The sequence below is a fragment of the Kitasatospora sp. MAA19 genome, from assembly GCF_029894125.1.
In the GTDB taxonomy this organism is placed as follows: Bacteria; Actinomycetota; Actinomycetes; order Streptomycetales; family Streptomycetaceae; genus Kitasatospora.
Map to the genome: position 1 here is coordinate 31,356 of NZ_JARXYZ010000043.1, position 17,707 is coordinate 49,062.

The following is a 17,707-nucleotide window of genomic DNA, read 5'->3' on the forward strand; positions in this document are numbered from 1 at the left end:
GTCCCGTCGTTCGGTCAGACCTCCAGGTCGGCCTCGATCCTGGTGAGCTGGTGGCGGGCCATCGCGAGGTTGGCCCGCGTCTTGTCCAGCGCCAGGTAGAGGAAGAGCCCCTTGCCGGTGCGGCCGGTGAGCGGCCGTATCAGGTGGTACTGGCTGCTCAGGGTGATGAGGATGTCCTCGATCCCGTCCTGGAGGCCGAGCATGTCCATGGTGCGCATCTTGGCGCGGACCACGTCGGTGTTCCCTGCGGCGGCCACGTTGAGGTCCAGCCCGCCGGGGCCGTCGAGGGTGGCGAGCGCCATGCCGCTGTTGTAGTCCACGAGGGCCGCGCCGATGGCGCCCTCGATGACGGTCATGGCCTGCTTGAGCGCGCCGGCTGCGTCGGTCATCTGGGTAACTCCCGTTCGGTGGTTGGGTGATGGGTGTTGTCGCGCGAGGTCTGGTCGGTCGGTCAGGCGGGGTCGCGCGGGTCCTTGGGCAGGAGGCTGTCGTTGAGCAGTCCGGCGATGCGCTGGGCCGAACGGCGGGCCTCCAGGTGCAGCCGGCCGACGTTGACGTCCGGGTGGGCCAGCAGGGTCAACACGCAGCTGCCGCCGGCCGCGTAGGTGGCGACGTAGCCGTGCTCGCCGCGCACCAGCGACTCACGGAAGTCGCCCTGGCCGGTGGTGTCGGCGAGCCGCTGGGCCAGCGACAGCGAGGCGGCGGTCATCGCGGCCAGGCCGGAGGGTTCCGCCCCGTGGGTGTCGTGTGCGACCAGCAGGCCGTCCACGCTGGCCACCAGGCCGCCCGCGAGGTGTGGGACGCGGTGCTTGACGGCGCGGAGTTCGGCGAGCAGCTCGGTCTCCAAGGCGATCAGTTGTCTCCTTCCGACACGCTGCTTGAGCGCCCGCCTCATGGCCGGGACGACGGGGTCGCGGGCGGAGAGTGGTTCAAAGTCGGGCCTCCAGAAGGGTTCGGACCCGGGTCAGCAGCGCGATGTCCGGGTCGGGGACGGCCAGCGGGTGGGCCGCTGCCGCGGCGGGCGGGCGATCGGAGCGGGCGGCGGCCGCGGGGCCGGGGGCTGTGCTCCCGGGCGCCCCAGAGCCGGTGCGGATGGCGCCGGGGAGGGTGGCGCCGGGGACGCGGCGGTGCAGGCCGCCGGCCGGGCGGACGGGTGCCGGCGCCTCGGGTTCCGCGGCGGACGGCGCGGCCGGTGGCTCGGCGGGCGGCGCGGCGGACGGCGCGGCCGGTGGCTCGGCGGGCGGCGCGGTCCCCGGTGCGGCGTGCCGCGGAGCGTCGAGCAGTCCGGCGGCGGCCAGGCGGCGAATGTCCGCCGTCACGCCGAAGCCGGACCGGCCGAGCAGCCGGGCCAGGTCCGCCGGGGTTCTTCGGCCGTCGGCGTGGTCCAGGAGTTCGTGCCGGCGGCGGCCCGCCGTACGGTGCGACGGCTGCGCGCTCGGCGCGGCCGGGCGGACCGGCGCGGTGTCGAGCTGCGGCCAGGGCCAGATCCGTTCCAGCAGTCGGCCTCGACGCCCGGCCTCGCGGCGCAGCCGCTCGGCGTCGACCGCGCGCACCGGCCCCAGCCAGTGCCGGGCCTCGGGTTCGAACCGCCAGAGCCCGCCGGTCCGGTCGGCGAGGACGAAGAACGCGGCGTCGAAGAGCGTGCTCAGGTGGCCGAGTTCGAGTTCGCCCCGGGTGAGCAGCCGCCGTTCGACCAGCGCCTCGGCGACCCGGGTGTGCGGGCCGTGGACGCGGAGCAGCTCCGCCCAGTCCTCGGGGGTGATCCGGCCGCAGCCGGTGAGCAGGTCGGCCAGGCCGGGCGCGCGCGGGGAGTCGGCGTGGGCCACCCGGCCGTCGACGAGGTACAGGCTGCCGAGCGGGCCGTGCAGGGCGCCGGTGGCGCGGCGGGCGGCGAGCAGGCCGAGTGCCTCGCCGGGAGTCTGCGGCGGAACGGAAGGAAGGACGGCGGCGGGGACGGCGGCGGGCGCGGCGGTCATCCGGACCACCGCCCGGTGGTGCACGGGGGGCGGGGGCGGTCCGTCCGGTGCGCTGGCCGAAACCCGACGGCGGTCGCGGGCGTCCTGCTCACCCGAGCACCAGTTCCTCGGCGAGCGCCTGGAGTCGGTAGCGGGCGGCGGCGAGGTTGCCCTGTGCGCGGTCGAGCCAGAGGTGCAGGATCAGGCGGCCGTCGAAGACGGTGTCGATGAAGAAGATGAGGTGGTAGCTGCGGCCGGCGGTGACGATGACGTCCTGCAGCGGCGAGCGCCGGTCCTCCGCCCCGGTAAAGGTCTGGCTCTCAACGGCCGCCCGTACCAAGTCGGTTGTCTCGGCGGCCGCGGTCTCGTGATCGCCGGTCGGGCACTCGCCGAGGCTGCCGAGCGCGAGTCCGCTGCCCCAGTCGACCAGGCTCGCGGAGCGCGCCCCGGCGATCGACATCGCTCCGGCGAGGCATTCGTCGATACCCGGCACACCGGCTCCTTCGCAGGGGTCTGGCCAGCCGGGCACAGCACGGCACGGCCGGACCGCCACCAGCAGTGGCGGCTTCGACACGGAAGGCTACTGCCGGATTCCGGATGACGAACATTCCAATGGCATATTCACATCGGTAGCGACTGCTTCCAGCCAAGGTACGACGGCACGCCGGCCCCCGGCGACGGGCGAACCCGCTGGCCCGGCGACGCCATGGACCGGCGCCCATCGACCACCTGGCACGGGACCTTGGCCGATAACCGGCCACACGGCAGGGTTTCGCCCAAGGAAATGCGATAGGAGGACCGAAGACGCGAACCGCCACCCGGGGCCCGAACACGACGAAGGGGCCCGTTCCGCTGGACGGAACGAGCCCCTTCGGGTGGAGCGCCAGGCCCGGATCGCACGGACTCTTCCTACTGAAAGTAGGACGTGCTCTGGTAGCACCGCTGACGCCTGTTCGAGAGATCATTTCCTCTCGACAACAGGAACATTAGCAGGTCATCACACCTGCTCAGAAATCGGGTGGGGACGGGAACGGACGACGGCCCGGCCGCGACGGGTGGTCAGGACAGCAGGGCCCGGTAGCCCGCGATCAGGGCGGTGAGGCCGAGTCCGAAGGCCTGGTCGGCGCGTTCGCGGCCGGCGGGGACGGCGTCGAGGGCGTCGGCCAGGCGCGGGGTGGCGTCGCGGTCGACGGCGTCGACCATGACGTCCGGGGCGACCAGGTCGAGGGCGGAGCCGAGGATGAAGCTCTCCCGGGCGGTGATCACACCCATCACGTCCCGGGCGGCGAAGCCCGCACCCTCCAGCGTGGCGACGGCGCGCTCGTACAGCTGGTGCATGAACGGTTCGGCGAGCGGGGCGGTGGCGAGCAGGCGGCCGATGCCGGGGTGTTCGGCGAAGGCGTCCCGGTAGGCGTGCGCCCAGGTGCGCAGCGCCGCGTCCCAGGACTGGTCCGGCCGGGCCCGCTCAGGCCTGGCCGACCGCCTCGGCGAGCAGCCGGTAGGAGTCGAGCAGCGCGGCGCGGTCGTAGGTGCTGGTGGTGATCAGGAACTCGTCCGCGCCGCTGCGCGCCACCAGGGCGGCGAGTTCGGCGACGGCCTCTTCCGGGGTGCCCGCGATGTGGCCCTTCAGCGACTGCTCGTACGCGGCGAGCTCGCGCGGGCTCATCGACCGGGCCCGGATCTCGGCGGCGGGGGCCAGCGGCGGGAACTCGCCGTGGGTGCGGGAGTACGCGCCGGACCAGGCCTCGGGGACGAGCAGGTCCCGCGCCCGGTCGGCACTCTCCGCCACCGCGACCGTGCCCGAGACGACCACGTACGGCTCGGCGGCCTGCGCCGAGGGGCGGAACCGGGCGCGGTAGCGGTCGATCGCCGCGAGCATCCGCTCCTCGCCCCGGGCCGCGGCGATGACCAGTGGCAGTCCGGCGTCGGCGGCCAGGTCGGCGCCCGCGCCGGTGGCCAGCACGAAGGCCGGCACTCGCAGGCCCTCGGACGGCCGGGCGTGGACGCCGCGATGGGCTTGCTGCGAGCCGTCGAAGTAGCCGAGCAGTTCCGCCAGCTGGGCGCCGAAGTCGTCCGCGGCGTCCTTCTCCCGGCCCAGCGCCCGCCGGACGCCGTCGGTGAAGCCGACCGAGCGGCCGATCCCCATGTCGATCCGGCCGGGGAAGAGCGAGGCGAGCACCCCGAACTGCTCGGCCACCACGAGGGGCTGGTGGTTGGGCAGCATCACCCCGCCCGTGCCGACCCGGATCCGCGTGGTGGCCGCCGCCACCGCCGCGGCGAGCACGGTCGGCGCCGATCCCGCCACCCCGGGCACGCCGTGGTGCTCCGAGACCCAGAAGCGGTGGTACCCGAGCCGCTCGACCTCGCGGGCGAAGGCCACCGTGTCCCGCAGCGCCTGTGCCGGCTCCTCACCCCGTCTGGTCCGGGAGCGGTCGAGGACGGAGAGCCTGGTCGTGGGCGTCGCGCTGGTCACGTCGGTGGACAACACCCGCCGCCGAGGCTGGCATTCCCCCAGCCCGGGCCGGTCAGGGGGCCGCCCCGGGTATGCGGCCGCGCCGAGCACCCTCCGGCCGCCGGCCCCAGGGCTTGAACACGGACAGGACGACGTTGAGCAGGTAGAGCGCCAGCGCGACGGACGGGACGATCACCGCGTTGTAGCGGACGAACCCGAGGTCCGCCGCCGTGATCGGCCCGGTCGGGTGCGCGGCCACCACCCGCACGGCGTCGTGCAGCCGGTCGGTGAGGGCGAGGACCGAGGCCGCCATCGCCGCGAGGGTCAGCCAGAACTTGGTGCTCACCCAGTAGTACCGGGACAGGCCCCAGGACGTGCCGAGCCCCAGCGCCACCCCGCTCAGGAAGGTGAGCAGGCTGAGCGGCAGGATCAGCGTGTCGCCGAGCATGCCCATCGCCCGGTAGGCCGTTCTCAGCCGGTCGGCGTCGTCGGTGGTCAGCGCCGTCACCGCCAGGGTGAGCAGGCACAGCATCAACGCCAACCAGCTCACCGAGACGGTGATGTGCAGGACGACCAGGCGCTTGCGCGCCGACGGCGACAACCGGCGGCCGGCCGCGCTCCGTCGGGCGGCGGGGCTCGGCGCCGTCGCCACGCGGGTGGACGAGCGCACGGGTACCTCCTTCGAGTCGGGGCCACGAGGACGCGCCCAGACTGCCCCGGCCGACCGTCATCGGGCGTCTGCCGGCGGAAGTAACCTCGACTACTCCGAGGCGAGTACGCACCTTCGCACCCAAGGCATCGCAGGTCTCCCCCGGGCGTACCCGCCGCCCCGGCGAATCCTGCCCCCGGAGGCCCGGAATCACCGACCCCGGCCGGCCCGTCACCACCGGCCGGCCCCTCTCCCCCGGCCGGTCCGTCACCACCGGCCGGTCCGTGACGGCCGGCCCGTCACCACCCGCCGGCCGTCACGGCCGGTCAGTCCGTGACCGCGAAATCCCGCGCCGCGCCCAGGCGCTGCAGCGAGTCCCGCCCCGGGATGCCGTCCGCGGCAGCGCCGGCGTACCCGCAGCGGCGCTGCCAGTCCGCGTAGGCGGTGACCGTCAGGCTGCCGAACGAGCCGTCCACCCACCGCTGTTCGAGCAGCCCCTCGTCCGCCAGCGCCTGCTCGACGATCGCCACCTCGGCACCGTACGTCCGGTGCCCCTGCTCGGCCCCCGGGTCACTCCGGGCGGCCGCCACGACGTGCGCCAGCGACACCGACCGGGGCCCGGGCAGGTAGCCGAGCAGCCGCCGCAGCGAGTCCTCGCCCGGCACGCCGTCCGCCGCCTGGCCGGAGTAGCCCAGACTCCGCTGGTAGTCCGCGTAGTTCTCGGTGTCCGCGTCGGTCCAGGTCGGCCCGGGGCCGGACCGGTAGTGGGCGCCGAAGCCCTGTGCGACGAGCGCCCGGCCGACCGCGGTGACCTGGTAGCCCTGGGCTCCGTAGCCGTACGGGAGGCCGTTGATGCTCGTCTGGTACCGGGCCGGGGTCGACCCCTGCGGGGGTGCCGGAGGCTGCTGCGAGGGCGGGGTGGTCGGGGCGCCCGGCCCGGCCGTGAAGTCGGGCCAGGAGCCGGGGTCGGTGTGGTCGTTGAACGGGACGTGGGCGTGCGCGAACCAGCCACCGCAGGTCTCCCAGACCTGCTCGTCGCGGTGGGAGGAGAAGTCGACGGGCCGGCCCATCGGCCACACGTCCGGCACGCCCCAGGAGGCGATCCAGGCGTGGATCCGGTCCCAGCCGGCGCAGGGGGTGTCGGTCAACCGCGGGTAGACGGTGCCCTGGTGGCGGCAGTACGGGAAGAACACCGCCTCGATCTGGATGACCACCCGGCCGGCCCGGTTGGTGCGGGTCGGGCTCGCCGTCGGGCTGAGCAGGCTCTTCGAGCGGGAGTCGGCCGGGAACAGCTGCGCCGTGCGGCCGCTGAACGGGTCCCAGACCAGGTGCGGCGCGTCGCCGGCGCCGCTGCCGGTGAAGTAGCCGACCAAGTCCTCGTACGGGCACCAGTCCTGCGGCGCGGCGGCGGTGGCGTTGCGGTCCCAGGTGATGTGGGCGATGGCCTTCGGCGGGTACTGCTGGTCGGTCGGCGCGTGGTCGCCGAGGTCGTGGATCTCGGCACCGGGCAGCCACAGGTCAGGCATGCGCTCTCCTCCGGACGGCGTACGGACGTCATTGCGGGTATCGGCAGGTCCGGCCTCCGGTTTGACCCGAACGGCGCAATACGCGGCAATGAACCACCCACACTCGCACGGCCGTTCGGATCAGTGATGGGTATTCGTCCTCGCGTACGAAACGGGCGCCCGCTCCGCGCGCCACCGGACCCGTGCTCCGCCGTGCCCCGAAGGAAGCCCGAGAGGCTCCGGAAAGCCGTCGGGCGGGGGCGCATTCCATCCCGCCGAAGCCGCCCTGTCAATCGTTGACTTCGGAACTGGTCTAGTCCACGGTGGTGCGCTCAAAGCACTCATACCGTCATCACCACAGCGATTCTGACGTCCCGACGGAGATTCCACCGCCATGCAAAGAGTCTGCCTCGCCCTGCCCACCATGCGACCCTGCCCCGACACCATCGCGGAACTCGCCGAGGAGGCGGCCTACGCCGTCGCGAACTTCGACGTCGAGGTGCACCTCCTCATCCTCGACACCACCGACGCCGTCGAGTTCGCGCAGAACGCGGGCACCGTGGCCGCGCTGGAGCCCACCCCCGGCGTGGTCGTCCACCACCTCAGCGGGGCGCGGCAGCGGGAGTTCCTGCGCCGGGTGACCGAGCGCTCCGGCGCCGCCGACCCCGAACTGCTGCTCGACATGATGCTCCCGCGGGCCGTCGCGTACGGTTCCTGCGTCAACCGGCTCTTCCTGGGCGCGGCCGCCCTGGGCTGCACCTCGGCGCACCTGCGCAACGACGACGCCGACTTCCAGGTCGTCGACGGGCAGAAGATCTTCCCGATCCACCACGAGCTGCTCTCGATCGGCCGACCGGCCGGCGAGGCGGTGGCCGGCGTGTCCCGCTCCGAGCTCGACCCGGCCGACGCGGACAAGCCGGTGATGCTGGTCAGCGGCTCCTTCATCGGCGAACTCAACGTGGACATCGGCGAGATCCACGAGCTGGACCCGGCCGTCTACCGCGACCTGGTCCGCCTGTGGACCCCGCCGGTCTGGTCGGAGGAGGACCGGGACGCGATGGTGGACGTCTCCTTCAAGGGCACCGGCACCGAGCCGTTCAGCACCGACGAATCCGTCCTCGGCGTGCCCGACATCTGGGACGTCTACATGTGCAACATCGCCCTGGACCACCGGGCCTACGAGGTGCTGCCGCTGCTGCCCTCGATCGAGACCATCGGCTGCGACTACGCCCTGCTGCACGCCATGGTCCACTCCCGGCTGCCCGGCGTCGTCCACAACCGCCACATCGTCAACTACTACACGCCCGAGCGCCGCACCGGCGCCGGCTTCATCTCCTACCAGCTGCGGTTCGTCAAGTTCCTGCTCTCGATGCTGTACCTGTACCCGGTCTACGGCGGGATGATCGACCTCGGCCGCGGACTCCTGGACGAGCGGCACGGGCTGAAGGTCGAGCCGATCCTCGACCTGGTGCGGGGCAGCGTCGACTGGGACCGGGCCGGGAACGAGCACTGCCTGGACGTCGTGGACCGCTCCTACCGCAAGCTGGGCGGCAAGTACGCCGAGCTCGCGGACGTGGTGGCCGGGAAGCGGCAGCAGCTCCTGGACGAGGCGCAGGAGGACGCCGAGCGCTGGGCGGTGCTGATGGAGGCCTGGGCGGCGCTGGTGGCCGCCTCCCGCGCGGAGGGACTCGGCGCCGCTTCGGAGGTTCCGGCCGGGTGAGCGAGGACCTCCGGATCCGGCTCCTGGCCGACGGCGACTGGGACGCCGTGGTCGCGCTGGAGCACGACGCCTACGCGGCCGACGGCCTGTCGGAGGGCCGGGAGGCGCTGCAGTCCCGCGCCCTCGCCTCGCCGCGGACCTGCTTCGTGCTGGAGCAGGGCGGCACGGTCCGCGGCTACCTGCTGAGCCTGCCGTACCCGCCGCTGCGCTGCCCGGACCTCGACCGGCCGGAGGAGGCGGTGTTCGCGTCGGACAACCTGCACGTGCACGACCTGGTGATCGCCGAGGACCTGCGCGGCCGGGACGTCGCGCTGGGGTTCATCCGGCACTTCCGGGAGCGGGCGGAGGAGCTGGGCTACGAGCGGATCTCGATGGTCGCGGTGCGCGGGGCGGACATCCTGCTGCGGCTGCTCGGCTACCGGGCGCACCGGGACGTGGCGGTCCCCTCGTGCTACGGGCGGCGCGCGGTCTACATGTCGATGCCGGTGCGCTGACCTGCGGGGACACCTGGACGAATGATCTCTCCTTCGGCCTGGTCCGGACGGCGAAGATCACCCCACCGGGTGAAGCCGGTGGTGGCTGCGCCCCGCGCGCAGCCCCCACCGGCAGCTGTCCGTACGCGGACGCCTGCGGGCGCTGCGACGAGTGCGTCTCCGGCTGGGCGGCGTGCCGTCAGGCCAGGGCGGCCGCCAGCAGCGCCGCGGTGTCGGCGACCAGCTTCTCGTCGGCCGGTGCGGCGGCGTCGCGCTTGGTGGCCAGGACCGCCAGCACGATCGGTCCGCGCCCGGGCGGCCAGGTGATGCCCACGTCGTTGGTGGTGCCGTAGCCGCCGGTGCCGGTCTTGTCCGCGACGGTCCAGCCCTCGGGCAACCCCGCGCGGAAGCGCCGGCCGCTGGTCGTGTTGCCCAGCAGCCACCCGGTCAACCGCTCCCGGTCCTGCGGTTCGAGGGCGTCCCCGAGGGCGAGCCGGGCGTACGTCCGGCCGAGGGCGCGCGGGCTCGACGTGTCGGTCACCCGCCCCGGTTCCGCCGAGTTGAGGGCCGGCTCCCAGCGGTCGAGCCGGGTCACCCCGTCGCCGATGGAGCGGCAGAAGCGGGTCACCGCGCCGGGGCCGCCGAGCTCGGCCAGCAGCAGGTTCGCGGCGGTGTTGTCGCTGTACTCGATCGCGGCGGCGCACAGGTCCGCGACCGTCATGCCGCCGGCCAGGTTGTCCGGCAGGCCGGTGATCGGCGCGTAGCCGGACTTCTCGACGTCCTGCTCCGTGTACCGGATCCGCCGGGCGAGGAACTCGCCGTCGCGGTCCAGGTCCCGCAACACCGCCGAGACGGCGATCGTCTTGAAGGTCGAGCACATCGGGAACAGTTCGTCCGCCCGGTACAGCACGGTCCGGCCGGTACCGGTGTCCCGCGCGAAGACCCCCAGTCGCGCGGAGTGCTCCTGTTCGAGCGCGCGCAGCCGACCGGCGATCTCCTCGCCGGACACGCCCTGGGCGGAGGCCGTTCCGCCGGTGGGCAGCACGGCGGCGAGGGCCGTCGCGGCGACCCCGGAGAGAACCCCGCGCCGACTCGGACGTACCTTCATGACCATCATCCTCCACTCGTGCCGGAACTCGACCGTGACGGAGGTTCAGGGCACCCGGAACCGTTCGTCCCCTGTCTGGACGCGGCCGCGCCCGAATCCGTTCCCCATCATCGGCCGCACCAGCCCCACGCCCGTCCGGGCCCGGTTGCGGTTCCGTCTCCGTTCCGTCCGACGGGGGTGCGAACCGCCGTCCGGTCCGCGATCGTGGGGGGCGACGGCTCGTGGGGCGGGGGGAGTTTCCATGGGGGACGGCCAGGAGTTGGTACCAGGCGTGGTCGGCGTGCTGATCCGGGCGGCCGAGGGCGTGGCCGGCGGCCCGGGGCGGGGGCCGGCGGACCTGGTGCGGGCGCGGCTGCGGGCGACGGCGGACGGCGCCCGCGCCGTGGACGCGATCGAGGCCGATCCCGGGGACGCCCGGGCCCGGGCCGGACTGACCGACGCCGTCGGCGAACTGCTCGCCGCGGACCCGGCGTTCGCGCGGTACCTGGCCACCACCGAGCTCGGCCGACCCGCCGACCCGCCGACCGTCCACCTGCGGGTGGATCCGGCGGTCACCGGCGCCCGGGCCCGGGCCGCCCGGCGTGGCGCGGCCCCCCTCGTCGTCACGCTGGCGCTGGTCGTCGCCGCCGCCCTGGTCGCCGTCGGGATCAACCTCGGGTCGCGCCCGCTCCTGCGGCCGGGCGGGCCCGACCTGGCGCACGCCGCACGGACGCTGCGCGACCCCGCCCAGGTGCAGGACGTGCTGCCCGATCCGCGGGCCCTGCCGGGCGGGTGGCAGGTGGAGAGCGGCCCGCGGTCGGGGTCGGGCCCCGGCACCGACGCGCCGTGCCTGCTCCCGGAAGCCTGCGACCAGCAACTCGCCTACGCCACGGAGACGATCCACGACCCGACCGGCCACAGCGCACAGTTCACCGTGATCGCCTTCGCCTCCCCCGAGGCCGCCGGCCGGGCCTTCGACGCGCTGCTCGCCCGTACCGGGGGCGACGACCCGGCCGTACCGGTCCCGCTCCCCCCGGTCGGCGACCAGCGCGCCGCCCGGACGCACGGCACGGACTCGGCGGAGGCGCTGGTGCGGGGCGGCACGACGCTGCTCCACCTCCGCGCCGCCGGTCCGGGCACCGCCACCGCCATGCCGGCGCTGGCCCTGTTCACCCGCCTGCTGGCCGAACGCGCCCAGCAGGCCCAGGACGGCCGGGAGCCGGACGCCGCCGCCCAGGGCGCCGCCTGACCGCGGTCGGCATGATCGTCGTGGAAACCGCAGGACCACCGGGCGCCGTCGGCATCAGGATGACCGCGGTCGCCGCAGCCCCTGGAGAAGCAGTTCGATCAAGCGGCGGGGGTCGTAGCGGGGGTCGCCGTCACGTCCGATGCAGAGATTGCCGATGCCGCGCATCAGTTCGTAGGCCTGCGTGCCGGGCCTGACTTCGCCGGCGTCGACCGCGGCGTCGAGCAACTGCGTGCAGACGGGCACCAGGCGGTCGAGGAAGTAGGTGTGCAGCGCCTCGAAGCCGCTGTCCGCTTGCAGCGCGTTGGCGAGTCCGTGTTTGGTGACCAGGAAGTCGACGAAGAGGTCGACCCACTGACGGAGTGCCGCGAGCGGGGAGGCGGAGGCGGCCAGCAGGGCCGGTCCGGCCTCGGCGCAGGCCTCGACCTGGTGGCGGTAGACGGCGACGACGAGGTCCGCCCGGGTCGGGAAGTTGCGGTAGATGGTGCCCACTCCGACACCCGCCCTGGCCGCGATCTGACGGATCGGCGCGTCGACGCCGGAGGTGACGAACACCTCGGCGGCGGCGGCAAGCAGCGTCTGCTGGTTCCGTAGCGCGTCGGCCCGCTTGCTTCGGGCCGGCGCGTCCCCAGGCCGGCCTGCAGTGGACACCATGGTCTCCCTCCGGACGATGTTGACTAAGCGGAACGGCGTTCCGTATCGTTAGCGGAACAAGGTTCCGCTTCGAGCTTAGTCGAGGCGGACCCCTCCCGTCCGCCTTGCCGCCGGATGAGACCGGCGGCAGGGCCCTGGAAAGGGAACACCATGAGTGAATCGACGTCCGCAGCCGACACCGTCGGCGCACCCGCTCCCGTCCTCTCGGTCAGCCCGGTGGTGCTGCCGGCTCCCGGCCGAGCCGTGGACCTGCACGTGCGGGTCTCCGCCCCCGTGACCGGGAGCGACCTGCCGGTCATCCTCCTCTCGCACGGCCAAGGCCCCTCCAACAACCTCTCCTCGCTGAACGGCTACGCCCCCCTCGCCGACTACTGGGCAGCGCACGGTTTCGTCGTCATCCAACCCACCCATCTGAGCTCAAGGACGCTGAGCCTGGATCCCGACCACCCCGAGGCGCCGCTGTACTGGCGCTCGCGGGCCGAGGACATGAAGCGCATCCTCGACCGGCTCGACGCGATCGAGGCCGCCGTCCCGCAGCTTTCCGGGCGCCTGGACCACAACAGGATCGCCGTGGCCGGGCACTCGATGGGCGGACACACCGCGAGCCTGCTCCTGGGCGCACGGCTGACCGACCCCCGCACCGGCACCCAGGTGAACCTGGCCGAACCCCGGATCGCAGCGGGCGTCCTGCTCGCCGCGCCCGGCAGCGGCGGCGACGCACTGACCACGTCCGTCGCCGAGAACCACCCCTTCCTCCTGACCACGGACTTCTCCCGGATGACGACACCCACGCTCGTGGTCGCCGGCGACCAGGACTCCTCGGCCCACCTGACGGTTCGGGGCCCGGACTGGCACGCCGACCCGTATGTCCTCTCGCCGGGCCCCAAGTCCCTGCTCACCCTGTTCGACGCGGAGCACGGGCTCGGCGGGATCTCCGGCTACGACGCCGCCGAAACCACGGACGAGAACCCCCGGCGAGTCGCCGCGGTCCAGCGGTTGACCTGGGCCTACCTCCGTACCGAGCTCCACCCCGGGGACCCCGCCTGGCAGGCGGCGCGCCAGACGCTGGCGTCCGAGCCCAACCCGATCGGAAGGATCGAATCCAAGTAGGCCCACCAGGCGGTGCGGAGGCATGCGGGGGAAGGGGCGAGTGACACGTCCGGAGCGCCCCTGGGTTCCGACCTCGCTCCGCACCGCCAGGGCAGGCCCGACACCCCAGCGGTGACGTGCCATCGCGCTTCCCCCGTCGCCATGGCGGAAGCACGGTCATGCCGGACCGCACCCTGGGCCGCACCGGTGTGCAGGTCAGCCTCCTCGCGCTCGGCGCGAGGAACGTCGGCAGGGTCGGGCGCACCGCTCAGGACGAGGCAACCGCCATCGTCGACGCGGCGAGGCCGGAGTCGTGCCGTGGGGCGCCCGCACGACGCCCGCTCCCCCGAATGCATGTATCGCTCTCTTGACTGGCGTCACCGTGGCGCCATACTGGCCTCACTCCCCGCTCGCACGATGAGGTGCCCGCCCATGGAGCTATCCCCCTCCGCGCACGTGGACACGTTCTGTCGAGACCATCTCCCGCCCTTCGACCAGTGGCCCGAACTCCTCTTCGACATACCGGAGTTGTCCTATCCGGACCGGCTGAACTGCGCCCAGGCGCTGCTCGACGCGACGATCGCCCGGCTCGGGCCCGACCGCCGCTGCCTGCTCACCCCGACCGGCCGGTGGACCTACGGCGAACTGCGCGACCGCGCCGACCGGGTGGCCCGGCTGCTGACCGAGGACCTCGGCCTGGCCACCGGCAACCGGGTGCTGCTGCGCGGCCCGAACACCCCCTGGCTGGTGGCCTGCTGGCTCGGCGTGCTGAAGGCGGGCGGGGTGGTCGTCAGCACCATGCCGCTGCTGCGGGCCGCCGAACTGACCGCCCTGCACCGGATCGCCCGGCCGGTCGTCGCCCTGTGTGACCACCGCTACCTGGACGACCTCGCCCGCGCCGAGACTCCCGGCCTGCGGACCCTCGCCTTCGGCGGGCCCGGCCCGCAGGACCTGACCGCCCGCTGCGCCGCCAAGAACGGCGACTTCACCGCCGTCCCGACCGCCGCCGACGACGTCGCACTGATCGCCTTCACCTCCGGGACGACCGGCCGTCCCAAGGCCACCCTGCACTTCCACCGCGACGTGCTCGCCAACGCCGACACCTTCTCCCGCCACCTCCTGCGGCCGACCCCCGACGACCTGTTCGCCGGCACCCCGCCGCTCGCCTTCACCTTCGGGCTCGGCGGCCTGGTGGTCTTCCCGCTGCGCGCCGGCGCCGCCAGCCTGCTGGTGGAGCAGGCCACCCCCGAACAGCTCGCCGAGCAGGTCCACCGGCACCGGGTCAGCGTGCTGTTCACCGCGCCGACCGCCTACCGGGCGATCCTGGCCGCCGGGCTCGCCGACCGCCTGTCCGGCGTACGGCGCTGCGTCTCGGCCGGCGAGCACCTGCCCGCCGCCCTCTGGCAGGCCTTCCGCGCGGCCACCGGACAACGGCTGATCGACGGCCTCGGCGCCACCGAGCTGCTGCACGTGTTCATCTCCGCCGCCGACGACGACATCCGCCCCGGCTCGACCGGGCGCCCCGTCCCCGGCTACCGGGCCGCCGTCCTCGACCGGCACGGCCGGCCGGTGCCGGACGGCGTACCCGGGCTGCTCGCCGTCAAGGGTCCGACCGGCTGCCGCTACCTGGACGACGAGCACCAGCACGACTACGTGCGCAACGGCTGGAACCTCACCGGCGACACCTACGTCCGCGACCAGGACGGCTACTACTGGTACCAGGCGCGCAACGACGACATGATCGTCTCGGCCGGCTACAACATCGCCGGTCCCGAGGTCGAGCAGGCCCTCGCCGCCCACCCCGACGTCGCCGACTGCGCGGTGGTCGGGGCGCCGGACGAGCGGCGCGGCGCGGTGGTCAAGGCCTACGTGGTGCTGCGCGAGGGCGTACCCGCCGGACCGGAGAAGGCGGCGGAGCTCCAGGAGCACGTCAAACGGACCATCGCCCCGTACAAGTACCCGCGCGCGGTCGAGTTCGTCACCGTTCTGCCGCGCACCGCCACCGGCAAGCTGCACCGCGCCGAGCTGCGCCGACGGGCCGCGACCGCCCCGGCCAGCGTGGCGGTCGAGCGCCGGGTCGAGTGGTCCGACACCGACGCGGCCGGGCACTACCACTTCTCGGCCGTGCAGCGCTGGGCCGAGGCCGCCGAGGCGGCGCTGCTGCGACGGCTGGGCCTGGCGGAGCTGTTCGGGCGGATCCCCCGGGTGCACTTCGAGGCCGACTACCGCGAGCGGCTCTGGTTCGGGGACGTGGTCCGCACCGAGCTGCGGGTGGTCCGGGTCGGTGGGTCCTCGCTGCACTACGCCTTCGAGGTGCACGGCCCGCAGGGCCTGGCCGCGTCCGGCCGGATGTCGGTGGTGCACGCCGCGCCGCACGCCAAGGGCGCCGAGCCCTGGCCGGCTCCGGTGCGCCGGGCACTGGCCGAGGCCGGCCCGCAGCAGGCGGAGGTGATCCGGTGACCGCCGGGGCCGGGGCTCGTGCGGCGGCCGCAGCCGCCGAAGGCGCTCCAGGGCCCGTCACCGCCCGCCGCATCGCGGTGATCGGCGCCGGGCCGGGCGGGCTCTACTTCGCCGCGCTGGCCAAGCAGTTGGCGCCGCACCGGGAGATCACCGTGTTCGAACGCGATGGCCGGGAGGACGCGTTCGGCTTCGGCGTGGTGTTCTCCGACGAGACGCTGGACGGCATCGCCCAGGCCGACCCGGAGGTCTTCGCCGCGATCAGCGCCGAGTTCGCCCGCTGGAGCGACATCGACGTGCGCTACGCGGGCCGGGTCCGCACCTGTGGCGGGCACGGCTTCGCGGCGCTCGACCGCAACCGGCTGCGCGCCATCCTGCAACAGCGGTGCGAACGCCTCGCGGTGGACGTGCGCTACCGCACGGCCGCCCCGCCGGTCGACCGCCTCGCCGCCGACTACGACCTGGTGGTCGCCGCCGACGGCATCCACTCGGCCACCCGGGCGGCATACGCCGACACCTTCCGGCCCGACCTGGACGAGCGGCACTGCCGCTACATCTGGCTCGCCACCGACAAGGTCTTCGAGGCCTTCACCTTCATCGTCGAGCGGTTCGACTTCGGCGCCCTCCAGGTGCACGCCTACCCGTACAGCGCGACGCGCTCGACCTTCATCGTGGAGATCGCCGAGGCCGCCTGGCGCCGGGCCGGCTTCGACGCCCTCGCGGCGACGGAGCCGGCGCGCGGCGAGAGCGACGAGGCGAGCGTGCGGCGCTGCGCGGAGCTACTCGCCGGACACCTGGACGGCCACCGGCTGATCCCCAACGCCTCCCGCTGGATCCGCTTCACCACCGTACGCAACGCGCGCTGGCGCCACCGGAACGTGGTGCTGCTCGGCGACGCGGCGCACTCCGCACACTTCTCGATCGGCTCGGGCACCAAACTCGCCCTGGAGGACGCCCTCGCGCTCGCCGCGAGCCTGCGGGAACAACCCTCGGTGGACGAGGCGTTGGCCGCCTACGAGGCCGAGCGGCGGCCGGTGGTGGAGTCCACCCAGCGGGCCGCGCAGGCGAGCCTGGAGTGGTTCGAGACGCTGGAGCAGCGCACCGGGCAGGACGCCGACCGGTTCGCGTTCAACCTGCTCACCCGCAGCCGCCGGGTCACCTACGGCAGTCTGCGGGCCCGCGATCCCGCCTTCGTCGACGCGGTGGACGCCGCCGCCGGCGGCCCGCCCGGCGTACCGCCGATGTTCCGGCCGCTGAAGCTGGGCACGCTGGAGCTGGCCAACCGCATCGTCGTGCCCCCGCTCGCCACCTTCACCTCCGCCGACACCCTGCCCAGCGGCTTCGACCGGGCCCAGCTGACCGCGCACGCGCTCGGCGGTGCCGGACTGATCCTCGCCGGCATGACCGCCGTCAGCCCCGAAGGCCGGGCCACCGACCGCTGCCCGGGGCTGTGGAGCGACCACCAGGAGTCGGCCTGGCGCGAACTCGTCGACACCGTACGCGCGGTGAGCCCTACCCCGCTCGGTCTCCAGCTGACCCACGCCGGCCGCCGGGGCGCCACCGCCGCCCCCGGCCCGGACGGGATCGGGCGCCCGCTCGCCGACGGCTGGCCGCTGCTCGCCGCCTCCCCGCTCCCCTGGGATCCCGGCAGCCCTCCCCCGCACGCCGCCAGCGCCGCCCACCTGGCTGCCGTGGTGGACGACTTCGCCGCTGCGGCGGAGCGCGCGGCGCGGGCCGGCTTCGACGCGCTGGAGCTGCAGTTCGGCCACGGGCACCTCGTCTCCGGTTTCCTCTCACCGCTGACCAACCACCGCACCGACCGCTACGGCGGCCCGCTCGCCCACCGGCTGCGCCTGCCGCTGGAGGTGCTGGCGGCGGTCCGCGCCGCCTGGCCGGCCGGGCGGCCGCTGCTGGTGCGGATCTCGGCCTGCGACTGGGCGCCCGGCGGAACCACCGAGCCGGAGGCCGTCGCGATCTGCCGTGCGCTGGCCGACGGCGGGGCGGACGCGGTGGACGTCTCCACCGGCGAGGTGGTCGCCCACCAGCGGCCGCCGTACGGCCGCGGCTACCAGACGCCGTTCGCCGAACTGATCCGCGGTGCCACCGGCCTGCCGACCGTCGCGGTCGGCGCGATCTCCGGGCACGACGACGCCAACTCCGTCCTGCTGGCCGAGCGGGCCGACCTGGTCGCGGTCGGGCGGGCCCAGCTGTACGACCCGCTCTGGACGCTGCACGCCGCCGCCGAGCAGGGCTACACCGGGCCGGGCGCGCGCTGGCCCGGACCCTGGTCGGCGGGAAGCCGCAGACCGCCGGGCCCGAACGCCGACCGGGTCGCCCCGCGCCTGCACCTGCGGCGCGAGCCGCCCGCGCCGGTGCACCGCCGCTGGCCGCCGCCCCCGCCCGGACCACGCTGAGCAGCC

14 protein-coding genes and 4 pseudogenes are annotated in these 17,707 nt (G+C 74.2%); 8 read left to right on the plus strand and 10 right to left on the minus strand.

Annotation, left to right across the window (positions count from 1 at the left end):
- Nucleotides 1-14 precede the first annotated feature (14 nt).
- The 8 genes and pseudogenes from P3T27_RS36560 to P3T27_RS36595 all read right to left on the minus strand — a co-directional run bounded on the left by P3T27_RS36560 (nucleotide 15) and on the right by P3T27_RS36595 (nucleotide 6,582).
- Complete coding sequence (locus tag P3T27_RS36560; RefSeq protein WP_280685631.1) at nucleotides 15-389, minus strand: hypothetical protein; 375 nt, start codon at nucleotides 387-389, stop codon at nucleotides 15-17.
- A gap of 62 nt (nucleotides 390-451) precedes the next feature.
- A complete protein-coding gene (locus P3T27_RS36565; RefSeq protein ID WP_348534194.1) occupies nucleotides 452-847 on the minus strand; it encodes a roadblock/LC7 domain-containing protein in 396 nt (131 codons plus the stop codon).
- A gap of 82 nt (nucleotides 848-929) precedes the next feature.
- Nucleotides 930-1,976, minus strand: coding sequence for a transcriptional regulator (locus tag P3T27_RS36570; RefSeq protein WP_280685633.1), 1,047 nt, complete (start codon nucleotides 1,974-1,976; stop codon nucleotides 930-932).
- A gap of 88 nt (nucleotides 1,977-2,064) precedes the next feature.
- The gene (locus tag P3T27_RS36575) at nucleotides 2,065-2,448 is read right to left on the minus strand and encodes a hypothetical protein (protein ID WP_280685634.1); all 384 of its coding nucleotides are present in this window, start codon (nucleotides 2,446-2,448) and stop codon (nucleotides 2,065-2,067) included.
- Nucleotides 2,449-3,014: 566 nt separating this feature from the next.
- Nucleotides 3,015-3,398, minus strand: a pseudogene (locus tag P3T27_RS36580) (TetR/AcrR family transcriptional regulator C-terminal domain-containing protein); the annotation flags it as partial.
- Between the two features lie 22 nt (nucleotides 3,399-3,420).
- Nucleotides 3,421-4,428 (minus strand): MsnO8 family LLM class oxidoreductase, encoded by a 1,008-nt coding sequence (locus P3T27_RS36585; RefSeq protein ID WP_280685655.1) that lies wholly within the window; start codon nucleotides 4,426-4,428, stop codon nucleotides 3,421-3,423.
- Between the two features lie 52 nt (nucleotides 4,429-4,480).
- Nucleotides 4,481-5,077, minus strand: coding sequence for a DUF2269 domain-containing protein (locus P3T27_RS36590; protein WP_280685635.1), 597 nt, complete (start codon nucleotides 5,075-5,077; stop codon nucleotides 4,481-4,483).
- Nucleotides 5,078-5,382: 305 nt separating this feature from the next.
- Nucleotides 5,383-6,582, minus strand: coding sequence for a peptidoglycan-binding protein (locus P3T27_RS36595; protein ID WP_280685636.1), 1,200 nt, complete (start codon nucleotides 6,580-6,582; stop codon nucleotides 5,383-5,385).
- Between the two features lie 373 nt (nucleotides 6,583-6,955).
- On the opposite strand from P3T27_RS36595, the gene P3T27_RS36600 reads away from it, so the two are divergent.
- Nucleotides 6,956-8,281: a DUF6271 family protein gene (locus P3T27_RS36600; protein ID WP_280685637.1), complete on the plus strand. Its 1,326-nt coding sequence runs from the start codon at nucleotides 6,956-6,958 to the stop codon at nucleotides 8,279-8,281.
- Nucleotides 8,278-8,775 (plus strand): GNAT family N-acetyltransferase, encoded by a 498-nt coding sequence (locus P3T27_RS36605; protein ID WP_280685638.1) that lies wholly within the window; start codon nucleotides 8,278-8,280, stop codon nucleotides 8,773-8,775. Before P3T27_RS36600 ends, P3T27_RS36605 begins: the two co-directional genes overlap by 4 nt.
- Nucleotides 8,776-8,953: 178 nt before the next feature.
- On the opposite strand, the gene bla is transcribed toward P3T27_RS36605, so the two are convergent.
- On the minus strand, nucleotides 8,954-9,871 hold the full coding sequence (bla, locus tag P3T27_RS36610; protein WP_280685639.1) for a class A beta-lactamase: 918 nt from the start codon (nucleotides 9,869-9,871) through the stop codon (nucleotides 8,954-8,956).
- A 232-nt stretch (nucleotides 9,872-10,103) separates the two neighbouring features.
- Here bla and P3T27_RS36615 point away from each other — a divergent pair, with 232 nt between their 5' ends.
- Entirely contained in the window at nucleotides 10,104-11,090 is a 987-nt protein-coding gene (locus P3T27_RS36615) for a hypothetical protein (protein ID WP_280685640.1), read from the plus strand.
- Between the two features lie 54 nt (nucleotides 11,091-11,144).
- Here the strand turns inward: P3T27_RS36615 and P3T27_RS36620 are convergent, their stop codons facing one another.
- Nucleotides 11,145-11,741 (minus strand): helix-turn-helix domain-containing protein, encoded by a 597-nt coding sequence (locus P3T27_RS36620; protein ID WP_280685641.1) that lies wholly within the window; start codon nucleotides 11,739-11,741, stop codon nucleotides 11,145-11,147.
- A 150-nt stretch (nucleotides 11,742-11,891) separates the two neighbouring features.
- Between P3T27_RS36620 and P3T27_RS36625 the strand changes: the two genes are divergently transcribed.
- The 5 genes and pseudogenes from P3T27_RS36625 (at nucleotide 11,892) to P3T27_RS36645 (ending at nucleotide 17,701) form a co-directional block, all read left to right on the plus strand.
- Nucleotides 11,892-12,851, plus strand: a complete 960-nt coding sequence (locus tag P3T27_RS36625; RefSeq protein ID WP_280685642.1) for a chlorophyllase — start codon at nucleotides 11,892-11,894, stop codon at nucleotides 12,849-12,851.
- Nucleotides 12,852-13,009: 158 nt separating this feature from the next.
- Nucleotides 13,010-13,132 (plus strand): annotated as a pseudogene (locus P3T27_RS36630) (aldo/keto reductase); the annotation flags it as partial.
- 130 nt (nucleotides 13,133-13,262) lie between these two features.
- Nucleotides 13,263-14,873, plus strand: a pseudogene (locus P3T27_RS36635) (AMP-binding protein); the annotation flags it as partial.
- Between the two features lie 45 nt (nucleotides 14,874-14,918).
- Nucleotides 14,919-15,290: pseudogene (locus P3T27_RS36640) on the plus strand (thioesterase family protein); the annotation flags it as partial.
- A gap of 77 nt (nucleotides 15,291-15,367) precedes the next feature.
- Nucleotides 15,368-17,701, plus strand: coding sequence for an FAD-dependent monooxygenase (locus P3T27_RS36645; protein ID WP_280685657.1), 2,334 nt, complete (start codon nucleotides 15,368-15,370; stop codon nucleotides 17,699-17,701).
- Nucleotides 17,702-17,707: the final 6 nt, after the last annotated feature.